At 57.9% G+C, this 16,342-nt stretch carries 15 protein-coding genes and 2 pseudogenes; 9 read left to right on the forward strand and 8 right to left on the reverse strand.

Annotated features, from left to right (window positions below):
* Nucleotides 1-56 precede the first annotated feature (56 nt).
* Nucleotides 57-629 carry a cytochrome b gene (locus CAI21_RS15705; RefSeq protein ID WP_220348503.1) on the reverse strand — a complete coding sequence of 191 codons (573 nt, stop codon included), beginning with the start codon at nt 627-629 and terminating at the stop codon, nt 57-59.
* 131 nt (nt 630-760) lie between these two features.
* Between CAI21_RS15705 and def the strand changes: the two are divergent.
* Nucleotides 761-1,269, forward strand: a pseudogene (gene def, locus CAI21_RS26065) (peptide deformylase).
* 610 nt (nt 1,270-1,879) lie between these two features.
* On the opposite strand, the gene CAI21_RS15715 reads toward def, so the two are convergent.
* Entirely contained in the window at nt 1,880-4,288 is a 2,409-nt protein-coding gene (locus CAI21_RS15715; protein ID WP_258868967.1) for a response regulator, read from the reverse strand.
* A gap of 604 nt (nt 4,289-4,892) precedes the next feature.
* Between CAI21_RS15715 and CAI21_RS15720 the strand changes: the two genes are divergently transcribed.
* The gene (locus CAI21_RS15720) at nt 4,893-5,783 is read left to right on the forward strand and encodes a radical SAM protein (RefSeq protein ID WP_116303165.1); all 891 of its coding nucleotides are present in this window, start codon (nt 4,893-4,895) and stop codon (nt 5,781-5,783) included.
* Between the two features lie 395 nt (nt 5,784-6,178).
* Here the strand turns inward: CAI21_RS15720 and CAI21_RS23260 are convergent, their stop codons facing one another.
* Complete coding sequence (locus tag CAI21_RS23260; protein WP_181919468.1) at nt 6,179-6,328, reverse strand: hypothetical protein; 150 nt, start codon at nt 6,326-6,328, stop codon at nt 6,179-6,181.
* A gap of 238 nt (nt 6,329-6,566) precedes the next feature.
* Here CAI21_RS23260 and CAI21_RS25100 point away from each other — a divergent pair, with 238 nt between their 5' ends.
* The 4 genes from CAI21_RS25100 to CAI21_RS23265 all read left to right on the forward strand — a co-directional run bounded on the left by CAI21_RS25100 (nt 6,567) and on the right by CAI21_RS23265 (nt 7,977).
* Entirely contained in the window at nt 6,567-6,788 is a 222-nt protein-coding gene (locus CAI21_RS25100) for an NADPH-dependent FMN reductase family protein (RefSeq protein ID WP_258868146.1), read from the forward strand.
* Entirely contained in the window at nt 6,785-7,135 is a 351-nt protein-coding gene (locus CAI21_RS15725; protein ID WP_258868147.1) for an NADPH-dependent FMN reductase, read from the forward strand. Before CAI21_RS25100 ends, CAI21_RS15725 begins: the two co-directional genes overlap by 4 nt.
* A gap of 81 nt (nt 7,136-7,216) precedes the next feature.
* A complete protein-coding gene (locus CAI21_RS15730) occupies nt 7,217-7,693 on the forward strand; it encodes a peroxiredoxin (protein WP_116303167.1) in 477 nt (158 codons plus the stop codon).
* A 134-nt stretch (nt 7,694-7,827) separates the two neighbouring features.
* Entirely contained in the window at nt 7,828-7,977 is a 150-nt protein-coding gene (locus tag CAI21_RS23265) for a hypothetical protein (RefSeq protein ID WP_181919469.1), read from the forward strand.
* Between the two features lie 90 nt (nt 7,978-8,067).
* Here CAI21_RS23265 and CAI21_RS15735 read toward each other — a convergent pair.
* Nucleotides 8,068-9,179 (reverse strand): annotated as a pseudogene (locus CAI21_RS15735) (NADH:flavin oxidoreductase).
* Nucleotides 9,180-9,294: 115 nt separating this feature from the next.
* Between CAI21_RS15735 and CAI21_RS15740 the strand changes: the two are divergent.
* The 3 genes from CAI21_RS15740 (at nt 9,295) to CAI21_RS15745 (ending at nt 10,999) form a co-directional block, all read left to right on the forward strand.
* A complete protein-coding gene (locus tag CAI21_RS15740; protein ID WP_116303220.1) occupies nt 9,295-9,777 on the forward strand; it encodes a winged helix-turn-helix transcriptional regulator in 483 nt (160 codons plus the stop codon).
* A gap of 263 nt (nt 9,778-10,040) precedes the next feature.
* Nucleotides 10,041-10,355 carry a hypothetical protein gene (locus CAI21_RS24085; protein ID WP_220348512.1) on the forward strand — a complete coding sequence of 105 codons (315 nt, stop codon included), beginning with the start codon at nt 10,041-10,043 and terminating at the stop codon, nt 10,353-10,355.
* The gene (locus CAI21_RS15745) at nt 10,268-10,999 is read left to right on the forward strand and encodes a sensor domain-containing diguanylate cyclase (protein ID WP_220348521.1); all 732 of its coding nucleotides are present in this window, start codon (nt 10,268-10,270) and stop codon (nt 10,997-10,999) included. The genes CAI21_RS24085 and CAI21_RS15745 overlap by 88 nt, the downstream gene beginning before the upstream one ends.
* A 44-nt stretch (nt 11,000-11,043) precedes the next feature.
* Here the strand turns inward: CAI21_RS15745 and CAI21_RS15750 are convergent, their stop codons facing one another.
* From CAI21_RS15750 to CAI21_RS15765, 4 genes are all read right to left on the reverse strand, one after another.
* The gene (locus CAI21_RS15750; protein ID WP_116303168.1) at nt 11,044-12,285 is read right to left on the reverse strand and encodes a serine hydrolase; all 1,242 of its coding nucleotides are present in this window, start codon (nt 12,283-12,285) and stop codon (nt 11,044-11,046) included.
* A gap of 114 nt (nt 12,286-12,399) precedes the next feature.
* The gene (locus tag CAI21_RS15755) at nt 12,400-13,263 is read right to left on the reverse strand and encodes a helix-turn-helix domain-containing protein (protein WP_181919470.1); all 864 of its coding nucleotides are present in this window, start codon (nt 13,261-13,263) and stop codon (nt 12,400-12,402) included.
* Between the two features lie 233 nt (nt 13,264-13,496).
* On the reverse strand, nt 13,497-14,063 hold the full coding sequence (locus CAI21_RS15760) for a porin family protein (protein WP_116303170.1): 567 nt from the start codon (nt 14,061-14,063) through the stop codon (nt 13,497-13,499).
* Between the two features lie 146 nt (nt 14,064-14,209).
* Nucleotides 14,210-16,042 (reverse strand): SLC13 family permease, encoded by a 1,833-nt coding sequence (locus CAI21_RS15765; RefSeq protein WP_116303171.1) that lies wholly within the window; start codon nt 16,040-16,042, stop codon nt 14,210-14,212.
* Between the last annotated feature and the right edge of the window lie 300 nt (nt 16,043-16,342).

The following is a 16,342-nucleotide window of genomic DNA, read 5'->3' on the forward strand; positions in this document are numbered from 1 at the left end:
TTCCTAGAATATGAGGCGTATTATCGGCCAGGGGACAGGGGAATACAAAGGTACCGCTACCTGCGCCCGAGCATGCGAGGCAATACGTCCGTATCGCCCGCTCGGTGCCGGTGGACGAATACCATCACGATATGGCCGGCAATCAGCGCAAACAGTAACCAGCCGAACCAGCTGTGAAAGAGGTTGGCGGGGATTAGCATCCATTCGATGCGCTCGCCCTCGAAACCCGGCATCAAGGGGATGCCGAAGGGAGAGAAGGCGCGGCCCGAACCGTACTGCCGCAACAAGGCAAAAGCGGGGACGAAGAACAGCAGAGCATAGAGGCCGACGTGGCCCAGGCGCGCCATTAGGCTTACCGCGGCAGGCCGTTGACGGCGGTTTGTCAGCGCCCAGGCGATGCGGATAAGTACCAGTGTCATCAGCAGCGCCCCGACCGGCCGATGAGTGCCCCACAGAAACTCGTCCAGAGCGGAGTCCTTGACGAGTATTCGGGCGACGGCTGTCGCCAGTTGCCAGATCAATAGCAAAGCCATGCTCCAGTGTAGGAAGCGGCTGACCGAGCCATATCGTTCCGGGGTGTCGGTGAATTGGAAGCGCATGAGGTGAAGGCCTTTTTTGGTTAACAGCACGAACGGCGACCTCCTGGGGGAGGTTCTAAATTATTAGCATCTTTCCGGCGCTGGGGGTAGAGGGAGGCTAGAGTTTGACGCTCGCGCCTTCGGCGTTATGTTTACCTTAAGAGTCGCTTCGAGAACGTCACATTATGATCAGGCCTATTGTTCGCCATCCCGACCCGCGATTGCGGAAACCGTCCAAGCCGGTCGAGCGCTTCGACGAGAGCTTACGCGAACTGGTTGCCGACATGTTCGAGACCATGCGCGATGCGCAGGGGATTGGGCTTGCTGCTGTGCAGATCGGCGTCCATTTGAAAGTTGCGGTGATGCAGGTGGAGGATAACCCCGAACGAGTCTTGGTTAACCCTGAGTACGAGCCATTGGGCGAACCGATGGAGCTTAACGAAGGCTGCCTTTCCGTACCCGGCGAGCGAGAAGTAACGCGCGCCGCGTGGATCGCGTGCGGGTGCGGGCGCAGGATGTGGCGGGCAATCCCTATGAGTTCGAAGCGCATGGGTTGGAGGCTGCCTGCGTGCAGCACGAGTGCGACCATATCGAAGGCCGGCTCTATATCGATCATTTAAGTTCGCTGAAGCGAAACCGCCTTCTGACGCGGTATCGAAAACAGCAACGGCGGGCCGATTCGTCGACCTGATAGAACTCTCTCGCAGCCGCCGGCGAAGGCCGGCAGGTTTAGTTGTCGGGGTTAAACTAGTTAGAAATTCAGTGCCTTATTATATTGTTCCGTATTGTTCCTTTTCCTCTGATTGGCCTGGCCGTAATAATGGCCGCCATCGAGCGAGGCCGTGGCAGGTGGCTCTCCGGTAGGTCACGGAAGTGCTGGAGAGGCTTTGGTTAGAGCTTTCTCGGTAGTCGCTATTTTGAGTGGTTTTGTGCCCTAGAGGGTTGGGTTGGGGCATGGGGGCAGGCAATGCGCCTGCCCCGTTTTTATTTGGGTTTTTGTGTTTGGTGGGGTTGTTTTTTGGTGTGGGTGGTTTTGTGTAGTGCGCTGCGCGCGGTTTGTTTGGAAGGCGCGCGGCGGCGTCTGGGGCCTGCGCTTAGTCGCTATTGCCTGTAGTGGTGCATAACGGCCTGTTTCGCCCTCCTGGGCGAGTTCCTTTTCTTGGGCAAGCAAGAAAAGGAACCCGCCGTGCGGGGGCGGAACCCCGCCTTCCAAACAAATCGCGCGCAGCGCACCACCTTAAACCACCAACACCAGAAACTAACCACCCACCAAACCGACAAAAGCAAACAACCACCCCCCCCTAATGCTCAACAGCCATATGCAGTTGCGCTAATAGCTGCTCCAGTTCCTCGATGTGCTGCGCGTCATCGAGGTGGTCGATAACGTAGCGGGCGGTTCGGCTGACTATGCCCCAGCGTGGGCGCTTGGGTAGGCTGTCAATGGATAAGTAACGGTCCAATGTGCGCGTTTTGCGGGTCGAGCCGTCCAGCGTGACCGTCCATAAGCCGCTTTGCTCGGCTAAATCCGCTCGCGTCCGACCGGTCGCGAATTCCCAGTAATGAACGGTTTTCTTCAGCAGTTCGGTCAGTATTTCTCGTGGGTCGCGCTCGTCGTTGTGACGCTCGCTTAGGGCCCAGCGCATCTGTTCGTTTTCTTGTACCCGTAGATGTGCATCGACCCGCGCTAACATCTCGACACGGTAGTAGGGTTTGGCAAGGTGGTCGTTGGCGCCGGCGTTCAAGCCTTCTACGATGTCTTCCGGCCGGGTGCGGGCGGTGACTAAAATAATCGGCAGCGTATTGGCGTCGTATTCTTCGCGCAAATGGCGGCACACGGCGAGGCCGCTCATATCGGGCATCATCACATCCAGCATGACCAGGTCGGGTTTGGCTTGGCTCACTAGCGCTAGCGCTTGTTGCCCAGATGCGGCGCGCCGGACCTGATAGCCGACAAGTGCTAACTGTTGCTCCAGCGCCGCGGCGGCTGCGTCGTCGTCGTCGACGATCAGGATGCGGGGGCCTTTGGCCGATGGGGGCTCCTCCTGTGGCGGCGGGTAGTCGGCGGTGCGCGTCGCGGCGATGGCTGCCGACGCGCTCGCGGTTGTTTCGCCAGGCCCTTCTGCCACCGGTAGCTCGAACCGTATGCGCGTGCCTTGATCCGGCACGCTGTGCACTTGCATGTCGGCGCCGTGCAGCTCGAGAATGCGGCGGGTGATGGCGAGCCCTAAGCCCAAGCCGCCGCGCCCTTCTGCGGCGCGGCCTTGTTCGTAGGGCTGTTGCAAACGTGGCCAGTCTTCCTGGGCGATGCCTAGGCCCGTATCGGCCACCTCTACCGCGACGACATCCCCAGCGCGTGCTACGCAAACCGTTATCTGCCCGCGGTCGGTGAATTTTATGGCATTACCGATGAGGTTGAAGAGTACTTGGTGCAGGCGGTCCGGATCGGCCTGTACGGCCGGCAAGTTAGCCTCGATATCGGCCTTTAACGCGACTGGTCGGGTGCCGAGTAACGGCTGGCATACACCCAGTACGCCGTGTACGAGCGGCTCGATGCGGGTTTGTCGGCGCTCGATCGCTAAGTCGTCGTACTTCAGCCGGGTGAAGTCGAGTATATCGTCGACCAGGCGCGTTAGTCGGTGGCCGCTGGTAGCGATCCAGTTCAGGCCTTCGGCCAGTTTGCGATCGTTACGGTGAGGTAGCGCTTCGGCTAAGCCGATCATGGCATGTAAAGGTGTGCGTAGCTCGTGGGACGTGTTGACCAGAAATTCGTCCTTGAGCTGGTTGGCTCTGCGGAGCGATTTCTCCAGTTGTCGGCTATGGGCGAATGCGCGCGCGTAGCGACGTGCGAGCACCATGCTTTGTAAGCCGACGGCGAGTAAGGCGCCTAGGCTGGCAACGGCCTCTCGGGTGCCGGCGGCGTTAAACCAGTAGATTTGCAGGCAGGCGGTAAGGGCGATGATGCCGCCGGCTAGTAGGAACAGGCCAGCGTCGGGCTCGCCTCTGCGCCACGCGCGAAAGACGGCGATTAACGCAAGGCTCATTAGGCCGACGACGACGTAGAGCAACCAGCCGACGATGACGCTACGGGCCATCTCCGAGCCAAGGAGGGCGACCCCTACATAGATGACGAGGCACAACATAACCCACCGGACATAGCGAAACGGTAGGTCGCGCGGAAACAGCGCGGATAAAAAGAGCAACGACATACTTGCCGCCGCCAGCGCGCTAAAACCGTCCAAAGGCCGGGCAATATGAATAGGTAGGTGCCAGCCGGCGTAGCTGAGGAGTTGACCGGATATGATCGTTTGCAGGCCCCAAGCGGCCGTGGCCAGGCCGAAGAAGAGATAAGCGGTTTCGTCTCGACGCAATAGAAACAGCGCTAGTTGCGAAATGCCGATAAGAATCAGGCCGCCGGCCAACGCACCGTTGCTGATTAGCCCTAGCGCATGGCGATGAGCGATAGCGTCCGGCGTGCCCAGCTCGATGGCCCGCGGGAAGCCGGCGGCTCGGGCGGAGTAATTGCTGACATGAAACATCAACTCGATCTCGGGGCCGGGGTTGGTCAGCAGTACGCGCCGTTCGCCATAGTCGGGTTGCGCTTCGTCCGGGGCGGCGGCGACGGTGCCCACCGCTGCGACTAGCTCTGCGTCAACGAATAGGCGGTAGGCCGAGTAGACTTGCGGAATGCGTAACACGAGGTGTTCAGGCACGGGTTCGGCTACGCGAAGGTTAAGGCGGTAAGTGGCGTGTCCGCTTGCCGGTAGCCGTCGACCGTTTAACGATAGTTGCGTCCAGCTCCCCGGTAACGCTTGATAGGCGCTCGGCCGGGCGTAGGCCTGCTCGTGGCGTTGGTCTGGCGCAACAAAGGTGTTCCAGTAAACTGCCCAAGGCCCTGTCAGTTCGACGACCGGTTGCTGTTCTGTAACCGCTAATGCCTGAGCAGCGATTGCGCCAGGGTATAGAGACAGTAGCGCTAAAAGGAGAAGAAACGTCAGGTATCGGCTTGCGTATGGGGTGATTGACGAAGGCCTAGGGGAGACTCGCATGGCGTGGACCAATTGGTAACGGGAACTCAAGCCGCACGTGTTGACGTAACGTTGTGTGTCGACGGTGGCCGCGGGTTATGCATTTTGCTGGTGCGAACTTTTGCGCGTGGCCGAGTTTATGGCACGGGATAGGGGAGAGATCAAGATGGCACCTTTTTTCGGGCGTTGCAGGTTCGATAAGATGCTGTTCTGTCGTAATCTGCCACGCCTGTAGACAAGCGCCTTGGTTTAGGCGTCGATTCTTTATTGCAGCCGGAGTTGTTCAAACATGCATCAGTTCCCGATCCATTATATCGAGCCTGTTTTTCGTCCGCCGAGCGAGGCCCATTCGCTGATCTTACCGGTGACTAACGGTTGCTCTTGGAACAAGTGCACGTTTTGCGAGATGTACACCGCGCCGCAGAAGAAGTTTCGGGCGCGCGATGAAGCGGACGTTTTGGAGGAGATTCGGCGCTGCGGCGAGCGGATGGCGGTAAGGCGGGTTTTTCTCGCCGACGGCGATGCCATGGTGCTGCCGACCAAGCGTTTACTACGCATCTTGGAGGCAATCCATCAGCATATGCCGACGGTTGAGCGGATTACATCGTACTGCCTGCCGCGTAACTTGAAGCGCAAATCGGTGGAAGACCTCAAGCTGCTGCGCGAAGCGGGGTTGGCGATGTTCTATGTTGGCGCCGAGTCCGGGGACGACGAGGTGCTACGGCGGGTCAATAAGGGCGAAACCCAAGAGTCGACGAAAGAGGCGCTGATTAAAGCGGGCGAGGCAGGCATTAAACGCTCGGTGATGATCTTGAACGGGTTGGGCGGGCGGAGTCTTTCCGAGCAGCATGCGCTTAATTCCGCGCGATTAATGAACGCGACGCAACCGGAGTTTTTATCGACGCTGGTGGTGAGTTTTCCTCAAGGCATGGAGCGCTATAAGGCTCAGTTCCCGGATTTCGAGCCGCTGGGCCAGGTTGAGCTGTTTCAAGAAATCGAGCGGCTGTTGGTTGAGCTGGATCTGGAACGGACCGTTTTTCGTAGCGATCATGCTTCTAATTATCTGGTGCTGAAAGGTACCTTGAACGCGGATAAAGAGAGCATGCTCGCCAAAGTGCGTACGGCAATAGAAGCGCCTGCACAAGCCGGGTTAAGGCCTGAGTGGGCGCGGGGGCTGTGAGCCCCTGCTTGCGCGTTAAGTCCACAGCGACAGTGTGCTCATGAGGCTTCCGGCTATGTGGCAGCGCGTCTTCGCGGTGCGCACGGATCGGCCTAAGCGTTTGTTTGCTGCTACCGTCGAAGCATTGTATTTGGCCGTTTAGGGCGAGCGTCGTTATGCCGTGCTGTTATAGCTGGGTGACGATCGGGTGCGGTAGTGGGTGGGGAAATGGGGCGGCTTTGTTGGGTTACCTTAGAGGTTCGATGACGGCGCCTGCCGAAATGATGTAAGCCTATCGCATTGCTAGCTTGGGAGCGCGCCTAGGGGGTAGAGCGCACGCCGCTGAAAAAGGCGCGAAGCCGGTTATCGGCGAGGTCGCCGTTATTTATCGGGCATCGGCCTTTTTGAGCGGCATGTTAAACATGATTCCGCATCAGGGCGACGGCCAGACGTTGCTTGGATTCTGCGTTGCCTAGCAAGTCTCCGTTCTGCGCTACCCAGCGGCTAACCCGTTGTAAGACAATTAGTAAACCCGCGAATACGGCGGCAGACAGTAAGATTTCCATTTGCATATTCCTCTGTGTTGCGTGTTTTGACTGCAATAAATTTCTAACCACGCTTATAGGTTAAGGTCGTTTGTGCTGCGCTGCAACATATAAATTCTCTCTCTAAGGGATAGAAAATCTTTGTCTTTTGGGGCGCTTTTGGGTGTTGCTGCCGTGCCGTTAAATCCGGGCTTGACCTTAGCTTTACTTGAGGTCTTAAGCTGAATCCGAATTCGTTAATCGATAGGAGGATGCAGCTATGACGGGCGAACCAATACGGATCGGATTACTTTATGGCAGTGCACGAGACGGCCGGTTTTGCGACTCGGTTGCGGCTTGGGCGCAGGGGCAGATTGCCCGCTATGGAAAAGGATTTTTAGTGGATCGTATCGATCCAAAAGCGCTTGGCGTAGGAGGCGACGGCCAGGTCGGGGGGATGTCGGCGCTCTGGTTGAGAGAGCGGATGCCTTCGTTGTCGTGACGCCGGAATACAACCATGGTTATCCGGCCGTTCTGAAGGCCGTTATCGATTCCGCTTATGGCGAGTGGCGGGCAAAGCCGGTCGGGTTCGTATCTTACGGAGGCATGTCCGGCGGTTTGCGCGCGGTCGAGCAGCTTATTCAGGTCTTTGCCGAACTGCATGTGGTAAGCGTAAGAAATGGGGTGGCTTTACCGAATGTGTGGGAGCGTTTCGATGCCTCCGGCGAGCTGATCGAGCCTGCGGGGCCGAATAAAGCGATGGCGGGTATGCTCGCTCAGCTTGAGTGGTGGGCGACGGCACTGAGGGCCGCGCGTCGCGATGTGCCTTATCAAAATGTGGCTGCGTAGGCGCGTTTTCTTACCGCCTGCCGGTAGGAGTCTGTTACCTTCGGTAGGCGGTCTATCATTTTCGCAATAAGGAGTTGCTACATGCCGATACAGGTAGGCGATCGAATTCCGGATGTCACGATTAAAACCAATGGCGAGAATGGCCCCGAAGATATCAGTGTGGGCGAGCTGTGCGCCGGTAAGAAAGTCGTGTTGTTTGCCGTTCCGGGGGCGTTTACGCCGGGTTGTTCCAATACCCATATGCCGGGTTTCGTGGTCAACGCGGACGCAATCGCCGCTAAAGGCGTCGACCGCGTTGCCTGTTTGTCGGTCAACGATGCGTTCGTTATGAGCGCTTGGCAGGCGGATCAGAATGCCGAAAAGATCGTCATGTTGGCTGACGGTAGTGCCGAGTTCGCGCGCGCCTTGGGCATGGATATGGACCTAAATGCCGTCGGTTTCGGTACGCGTTGCAAACGTTTTGCCATGATCGTCGACGACGGGGTCGTGCAGTATCTGGGCGTCGATGAGAAGGGTGTGGATAAAAGCAGCGCGGAGACGGTGTTGAGTCAGTTGTGAGGGCTGACGACCAACAAGCGCTGTGTTGAGATTGGTTATTTCTATCGGAACCATAAAAACGTTCGACTTCATCTACAGGCTCTGTGTCCTTAAGATGGTGACACGTTCTCGTTACAACGTAGGAGGAGCGAACGATGCAGGTGGATTTCGATCAATACGGCGTGTTGTGTTGGCAGGTTATGCTTGAGAGCGCGGACGGCGAGCAGCCCGAGATGCAAGCCGTGTGCAGCACTTATTTGCAGGCCCCTAATTCCGAGCAGGACAAGGCCGCCGCTGCCGGTTAACGGTGGGGCTTTGCGGGGCATGGCTTCGCCGCGAGTCGCACTCGCCCGACAGCCAGGGTCGAGTCGAGTGCCGACAACGGGGCTAATGATTTAATACAGCTCTTTCAGGGAAGCTTTGGCAAAAGGCGCCACCTCGTCTAGGCGGTTTTCTTTAACCTTGATGAGCCACTCGGGGTCTTGCAGTAGCGCTCGACCGACTGCGATTAGATCGAACTCGCGGTTAGTCATGCGTTCGACGAGGTTGTCGATCCCCGCTTGTTCGACGGCTTCCTGCTTGCTGGCGAAGGTGCCGCTGATAAAGTCGTCGGTAAGGCCGACGCTACCGACGGAGACGGTCGGTATGCCGGTGAGTTTTTTCACCCAGCCGGCTAGGTTGAGGTCCGAGCCTTCAAACTCCGGAACCCAGAAACGACGGGTAGAGGCGTGGAAAATATCGACGCCGGCTTCCACGAAGCGATTGAGCCATGCTTCCAGTTCGTCCGGCGTGTGGCAGAGCTTGGCGTCGTAGTCCTGCATTTTCCACTGCGAGAAACGCAGCATGACGGGAAAATCAGGCCCTACGCGGTCGCGAATGGCCTCGATGATCTCGATGCCGAAGCGTTGCCGATTGGCCATGCTTCCGCCGTACTCGTCGTCGCGATCGTTGGTGCCTTCCCAGAAGAACTGGTCGATCAGGTAGCCGTGCGCGCCGTGGACTTCAACGCCGTCGAAGCCGATGGCTTGGGCGTCCGCTGCGGCGTCGGCAAAGGCTTTGACGACATCCTTGATGTCTTGCTTGGTCATTGCCTTGCCGTTGGGTTTGCCCGGTTTGTATCTGCCGCATGGGCTGTAGCCGGGAACCGAGGGGTCCGGTTCGGTGCCTTCGCGCCGAATCGCGCCGACGTGCCATAGCTGAGGAAAGATCTTACCGCCTGCCGCATGTACGGCGTCGACGACTTTTTCCAACCTGCCAGTGCTTCTTCGCCATGAAAAGCAGGCACATTCGCGTAGCCGTTAGCAGCCGGATGGTTGACCGTAGTGCCTTCGGTGATTAGCAGGCCGACGCCGCCTTCGGCACGGCGCCGGTAGTAGGCAACGACGTCTTCGTTCGGTACGTTGCCTGGCGAAAAGTTGCGGGTCATGGGCGCCATGACGACTCGATTGTTGAGCTTAAGGGTGTTCAGCTCAAACGGCTCGAACAGCGGGCCGAGGTTCATCGACATAGGCGGATACTCCTAATGCAGGTGGGCTTCTTTTCAATGCATGCAGTATGGTTTCGTTAAGCAACCGTATTTAATTTGGTATCAAATTGCAACCTTTTTGGCTAGACTTAAGCTTATGGCTCGAAAACGCTTTGACGATTCTAGTTGCTCCGTAGCCCGCGCCCTCAATGAGGTGGGGGATTGGTGGTCGTTGCTCATCGTGCTGCACGCTATGTACGGTACGCGCCGATTTGTCGATTTCCAGCAGGAGTTGGGAATCGCCAAGAATATTCTTGGCGATCGCTTATGTCGGCTGGTGGAGCATAATGTCCTGAAAAAAGTCGATGTTGGCGAACACGGTTCTCGGTATGAGTATCGCCTGACGGACAAAGGGCGCGAACTGTTTCCGGTCGTGGTGGCGCTGCGGCAATGGGGCGATAAGTGGAATCCGTGCCCGGAGCAGCCGTCTTTGGATCTGCGCGATCGGATGACCGGCCGCCCTATTCGCCACGTTGAAGTACAGGATGCTGACGGTAAGCCGCTGACGATCCGAGAGGTATTCGTTGCGGATGATGTCGACGAGGTCGAGCGGCCTGCTCCGACTAGGCGATCGACGTAGTGTCGGGCGCTTATCCAGTAGTTTTCCCTCTTCTAATGTTGAATTGATTGTCTTTTTTGTTTGGTCGGCGTGTTGGTCGCGATCTTCCGATTGCTAAAAGTGCGTTTGGCGCCAAGGAAGCGCACTGCCTACCGATACTATTATCCCCGGCTGGCGAGCACTTCTTCCTAAACCTAATGGCCGCGGCTAGGATGACCGTGGCGTTCGCCTAACGTGATGCGGGATTGTCTTTTGCAGCCAGAGTTCGAATAACGGTACCGAAAGTGAAGAAACCTGATTCGCCGCAAGACGAGAAGGCCCGATTGGGAGCCTTGCGCTCGCTCGATATCCTGGATACGTCGCCGGAGGAGCGATTCGATCGTTTGACGCGTATAGCCAAGCGTGTGTTTCAAGCGCCCATTGCGACGGTTAGTTTGGTCGACGATAACCGGCAGTGGTTCAAGTCGAGGGTGGGAGTGGATTTTTCGGAAACGGCGCGCGATGTGTCGTTTTGCGGGCACGCTATTCTCGCAACGACGTTTTTGTCGTTGCCGATGCTATTGCCGACGATCGATTTTGCGATAACCCTTTGGTCGTGAACGACCCGAAAATTCGATTTTACGCGGGCTGCCCGTTGCGTAGCCTGGAAGGTCATAAGTTGGGTACCTTGTGTATTTACGATACCCAGCCGCGTCGGTTCGAACAGAAAGATGCGGAAATTTTGCGGGATCTTGCTTTGATGGTCGAGCGGGAGCTGGCGGCTGTGCGTTTGGCTACGGTAGATGAGTTGACCCACATTCCCAACCGACGCGGTTTCCGGATGCTGGCCGAGCAGGCGCTTCGCTTGTGTGCGCGGCAGAATATGCCCGCTTCGTTGGTGTTTATGGACTTGGATAAGTTCAAAAGCATTAACGACACCTACGGCCATGCCGAAGGCGACCGGGCGTTAAGAACATTCGCTGCGCAAATGATTGCGACTTATCGCGAGAGCGATCTCTTTGCCCGCCTCGGCGGTGATGAGTTCGTTGCGCTGTTAACCGATACGACGCAAGCGCTGGCCGAGGCGTTAATCGAGCGTTTGCGGCAATCGTTGGAGCAGGCGGCGGAGGAGGCCGGGGAAGGCTACCATGTTGCTTTCTCGCATGGGGTTGTCGAATACGACCCGGCACAGCATCGCACAATCGATGCCTTGCTTAGCGAAGGCGACAAGCTGATGTATACGGTGAAGAAAGCAAAGCGTTAACGGGTTTGGGCGCCCCACTTAGGGGCGCCCGATCGCTTGCTCCGTTAACGGCCGTCTTCCCACAACTTGAGGTCTGGGGCGTAGTGCCCGTTGCCATAGGCTTCGCAGAAAGCGTCTTCGTCATTGTAGTAGAGCGGATCATGCGCGAGTACGGCTGGTCGCAGGGCATTCCAGAACCGCCGCGGCTCGCGTCCGGATTGGCCGCCGGAGTCTTTAACCGCGATTACCATATCCAGACCGCGGTGGACAATGATGTATTGCCCGCCAAGGCCCGCGGCATAGAAGACGCCGACGTCATAGGTCTGATCGCAGCCGTCGGGCAGCATGCAGTCGGTAGCTTCCGACAGGCCGTGGGGATAGGTGCGGTGGATCGGTTTCGGCGCGCATTCGTCGACGTCATTCAGCCAGGTGAGGTATCCATAGCCGGTATTCGCATCTTCAAAGGCGGCGTGGGTCATATTGTAGAGGAAGTCGAGGTCGATTAAGCGCTCCCCGTTCCAGACGCCTCCGTTGTTCATCAATAGGCCGACTCGAGCCATGTCGCGTAGTGTTGCGTTCCAGGTTGTGGCGAAGCTTTTGCTGCGATCCGACAGCCCCCACCGTTGATCCTCAAAACCCAGCGGTTCGGCTAAGTGTCGGTTGTAGAACTGGCCGATGTTGCTGCCGAGGTAACGTGTATCCTGTTGTACGACCGTATTGACGATGTCGCTGAGGTCGTTAATGGCGTGGCTGCCGGTGGTGTCGTAACGGAACCGCTTGCTGCCCCAGTCGAGGCTGGGGGAGGCTGCTGCCACCATGGCAAGGACATGGGCGATAGTTGCGTCTTCATGAAACGAAAAGCGATCGAGGTATCGATCTACGCGGTCGAATTCGCCCAGCGGTTGATCTCTATTACGCGTTTGATGGATCAAGGCACCGATGGTCAGGGCGCCGAGTGTTTTGGTAACCGAATATACCTGCTCGGACCTATCGCGTAGGCCGTCGACGTGCTCGTGACAGAGCTGGCCGTACCGGACAACCACATATGAGGTGCCGATCTCGCGGTCCGCACGCCGAAGCAGGTCCGGGTCGAGGTTGCACTCCGTTGCAGGGTCGGATACCAGGGTCCACGGGCCGGTGCCAGGGTCGCGGAAATGGTCGGGTGGAGGGTTAACGTCCGGTGGTTCGTCAACCGGCGGGTTTGCCGCATGCGTCTGACCTGCTGCGGCCAGTATCGCAATTACGATAATCAACGGTAAGTATCTACCGGCCCAGCTTGTTTTCGTTTGTCGTTTTGTTGTCATCATCGCATCGCTCTCCTCGTTGCGGTCCGGCAACGGTGCCGGGTTGCCAATAACCGGGGGCGGCCGCTCGCGGCGGGAAGCGGTGTGGCGCGTTGTTTTGTTTTCTTTGTCAGTCTCTTAGGTTTTTTCCTCCGGGCAAGCTCTTACCCGGCGCGAAGCCAGCAGTCGGATTGCGTTGTTACGTAGAAAATAGGATGGCGAAGCCCCGTACATGTCTTGATGGGCCTTGGTGAAATGCGCGGAGTCGCAAAAGCCCGCTTCTTGCGCGATCGCTGTCAGCGACTTTTCGGGATCGAAGATCCGCCGGACTTTCTGGAGCTTGTTCCAAAGACAGTAACTGCGTAGAGATAAGCCCATGCTTTCCCCGAAAAGGTGCGACATTCGGGAGTAGGACAAACCCATGGCCTTGCTGAGGTCTTGTAGCGATGGGGTGTCGGTGTCGTCGAGGCGCTGAAGAATGGTACGGACGCGGGGGTCGATGGGTTTCGCGGCGGGCAAGAAACGAGTCGCCGTTTGGGTTACGGCATCATGCAGTTCGGCTACGTCTTCAACGTCGAGTGTGCCGACGAAGGCTGCCTCTAGCGCCGCGTCCAAATGAGCAAATGCCTCGCGCGGTAGTGCGATGACGCCCACTGCCGCTCCGATCAGGCTAAAGTGAGGAAACAGCGGGTGCAACGGGAGGATCTGGAAGCAAAGCACCGGCTGGCCGCGGGCCTTTAGGGTGCGCGTTGGGCCGGGGCCGAGTGCGGCAGCTTGATAGCGACCGGCGCGATTGCCTACCCGCAGGTGGATTCGGCTGTGGTCGACCGTTAAGTTGATGGACGCATAGATACGGGTGCGGTTTGTTATTTCTATCGATGAGGAGGCGAAAACGTGCCCTTGCTCAAGGATATATAAGTTGCTCTTTTCGCAGGTTGCCGTTTTGTCCCGTGCGGGAGCAGACAAATCGGAATTATGAAGCAGGGCCTGGGACGACCGCATACCTCCTCCTGAGTTCATTTCTTATTTTCCGTTACGCCGTTCCCAACAGGGCGCGCCGAATCGGTAGTGTGCTCCTGTGTGCTCAGGGCCGCTCGGTGCTTATGTAAGACACGGCGCTCTTCTGGCGGACCGGCATCCTGCTTTTAATCATAACGAAGGTCGGTACTTGGATTATGCGCAAGGAAACGTGGGTGCGCTTGTATCGACGTGCTACGGGGGCATGGCGCGGGCGATTAGAAGGCGTACAGGCCGCCTATGCTGACAGCGGATAAGCGGTTGCCGCTATCGCTGACATAGTGCATGTATTCGGCGTTGAAACGAAATCCGTCGTAGGCGATGAATTCCGCGCCGATGCCGATGGAGGCGCCGCGGTTGCGCGCCGAAATCGATTCGGCCAGCGGCGATTCGGTCATTCTCGCGTCGCTGACGCCGACTGTGCCATAGAGCGATACGGCATTATTGCTGGGCAACGGTTGGTGGGCGGTGAGGTAAATTCCGAATAGTCGGTCGAGTTCGAGCTCGTCGTCGGTGCCGTTGCCCGTTGTGTCGGCGTTGTTATTTCGCCAATTCGAAATGCCGTGGCCGAATCGGCCCTCGACGGAAATGTTGGGCGTCATGAAGTAGCCGAGGCGGTAGGTGATCATGGGCGACTCGGCTTCGTGGCCGGTTTCGTCGTTTTTAAAGAGAAGCAACGATAACTGTCCGCCGCCGACGACTTCTCCGGTTTGAGCGGCTGGAGCCGGCATTGGCGATAAGAGAAGCAGGGCGCTCGCTACACCTGTCGCGATTATTCTTGTCATGACGATCCGACGCGCGGCTGAGGTTGGGTTGGTCGCGGCTTGTCTTTATCTTTCCGGCCAGCTTACTGCCGATAGCCGCCGCGTTCCGTGACGGCTTCGGCAATGCGTTCGGCGCCGGGACTGGTCGTCCTTCGGCGGGATGCCGTTTAGAAAGGAAATACCAGCGGTACCGTGATAACGGTGGTAATAAGCACGACCACGGTGAAGGGGACGCCGATGCGGACAAAATCAAAGAAGCTGTAGTTGCCGGGTGCGACCACGAGCGTGTTAACCGGCGAGGAAACCGGAGTCATAAAGGCTGCGGATGCGGCAAGGGCGACCGTCATCGCAAAGGGGTAAGGGGAGAGCCCTAGCTCGGCGGCTACCGCGAGCGCAATCGGCGCCATCAGCACGGCGGTTGCCGTGTTCGAGATGAATAAGCCGAGTATGGCGGTTAGCACGAAAATGGTTGCCAGAACCAGTCGCGGGTCGGCGTTGCCCACTGCATCTAATAGGGCATCGGCGGCGAGGTCGACGCCGCCGGTGTTTTGCAGCGCGATAGAGAAAGGCAGCATGCCGACGATTAGAATCAGGCTTTGCCAGTGAATCGAATTGTAGGCGCTGTTCATGTCGACGCAGCGGAAAAGTCCCAGCAATAAACAGCCGATCAGCGCGGCCTGTACGTTTTCCACCACGCCGGTCACCATCATGCCCACGACGAGCGCGAGAATGCCGATGGCGAAGGGGGCGCCGGAAGGGGCGGCTACCACATCGTCCGATTCCGCCGGCATGTTCAGGGTGATCAGATCCCGCTTGTGATCTTGGATGGTTTTGATGGCCCGCCAGGGGCCGGCGACGAGTAGGGTGTCGCCGAGCTTCAGCGGCTTGTCGAGTAAGTCGCCTTCGACCGCGGTTTGGCGGCGTTTCAAGCCGACCACGGTTACCCCGTATTCGGAGCGGAAGCGAGTGTCGAGGACGGTTTTCCCGATGAGGCTGGAGGTGGCGGGAATCATGAGTTCGGCCATGCCGATGGCTTGCGAGTGATCGGCAAAGTAATTGCCCGATAGTTGCAGCTCGCGCAGTGCGAAGCGTTCGCAAAGATCGGGCAGGTCGACGGTCGCGCTGCGCACGTCGAGAAACAGCACATCGCCGGCTTCCAGTTCGGTTTGCGCGATCGGCTCGATGATCTCACTGGATAGGCGTTTACGTCGCTCGATGGCGATGATGTTGATGCCGGCGCTGGCGCGCAGGTCGAGCTCGTCCAGTCGCTTGCCGATCCAGCTCGATTGGGAGGATATCCGCAGACGGTGTTCTCGGCTGGTGAGTTTGTACTCATCGATCCATTCGGAGAGGTGCGGGCGGTTGGCTTGAGCGAGGTCGACAGCCGGTGCGGCGGCGCCGAGGAAACGGCGCACAATCAGCATGTAGCCGATAGCGAGTATAAGAATAGGGATGCCGAAGGGGGTGAAGGCGAAAAAGCTAAACCCGTCATAGCCGTCGCGTACCAACTGGGCGTGCACGACCAGATTGGGGGCGGTGGCTACCAGCGTCATCATGCCGCTGATCAGGGCGGCGACGCTAAGCGGCATCATGAGCCGGCTCGCTGGAATGCGGGCATTTCGGGCAATGCGGAGTACCACGGGAATGAATATGGCGACGACGCCGGTCGAACTCATAAACGAGCCGACGCCGGTGACGATGACCATGAGCAGAAAGATCAGGCGTGCTTCGTTGCGGCCGGCGCGACGAATCAGCAGGTCGCCCAGTTTTTGGGCGACGCCTGTGCGCACCAGGCCTTCGCCGATCACGAACAGTGCCGCAATCAGTACGATATTCGGGTCGCTCAAGCCGACTAAGGCGTCCGAGACGTCTATGACGCCGGTTAGCGGCAGAACCGTCATCATGATAAGCGCGACCGCATCCATCCGCGGGCGGTTGATCGCGAACATGACGATAGTCGCCGCCAGCAAGCTTAGAACGATGATTAGCTCGTTGTTCATTCTTATGTCTTCTATGTGATGAAGCAGGCCGCCTCGCCCGCCGAAGGGCTGCCGCTATTCGAACGTCGGCGAATGCTAACGCAAAGGTATTGAGTACGCTATGGTTGATTGACAAGCACTTGCTAACTTGTTGTATCTTCAAGAAGAAGCCTGTTTGGGCATGCCTCACAGTTCGGCATTAAAACCGTCGGAATGCGAACTGTCCCGTCGTTTTGCGAAAAAAGCGTTTGCTATGGTCCGCTTTCAGGGAAAACGCAGGAGGCAGGAGTGACGTTAAAGTCCTTTCCAGGGAATATCCCA

Origin of the sequence: Alkalilimnicola ehrlichii, assembly GCF_003399765.1 — a bacterium.
Classification (GTDB): domain Bacteria; phylum Pseudomonadota; class Gammaproteobacteria; order Nitrococcales; family AK92; genus AK92.

Bases quoted from the DNA above. Each gene is read 5' to 3' on its own strand.
- CAI21_RS15720 (WP_116303165.1), top strand. From the start codon at position 4,893: ATGCATCAGTTCCCGATCCATTATATCGAGCCTGTTTTTCGTCCGCCG.
- CAI21_RS25100 (WP_258868146.1), top strand. From the start codon at position 6,567: ATGACGGGCGAACCAATACGGATCGGATTACTTTATGGCAGTGCACGA.
- CAI21_RS15765 (WP_116303171.1), bottom strand. From the start codon at position 16,042: ATGAACAACGAGCTAATCATCGTTCTAAGCTTGCTGGCGGCGACTATC.
- CAI21_RS15755 (WP_181919470.1), bottom strand. From the start codon at position 13,263: ATGCGGTCGTCCCAGGCCCTGCTTCATAATTCCGATTTGTCTGCTCCC.
- CAI21_RS23265 (WP_181919469.1), top strand. From the start codon at position 7,828: ATGCAGGTGGATTTCGATCAATACGGCGTGTTGTGTTGGCAGGTTATG.
- CAI21_RS15740 (WP_116303220.1), top strand. From the start codon at position 9,295: ATGGCTCGAAAACGCTTTGACGATTCTAGTTGCTCCGTAGCCCGCGCC.
- CAI21_RS15760 (WP_116303170.1), bottom strand. From the start codon at position 14,063: ATGACAAGAATAATCGCGACAGGTGTAGCGAGCGCCCTGCTTCTCTTA.
- CAI21_RS15750 (WP_116303168.1), bottom strand. From the start codon at position 12,285: ATGATGACAACAAAACGACAAACGAAAACAAGCTGGGCCGGTAGATAC.
- CAI21_RS15730 (WP_116303167.1), top strand. From the start codon at position 7,217: ATGCCGATACAGGTAGGCGATCGAATTCCGGATGTCACGATTAAAACC.
- CAI21_RS23260 (WP_181919468.1), bottom strand. From the start codon at position 6,328: ATGGAAATCTTACTGTCTGCCGCCGTATTCGCGGGTTTACTAATTGTC.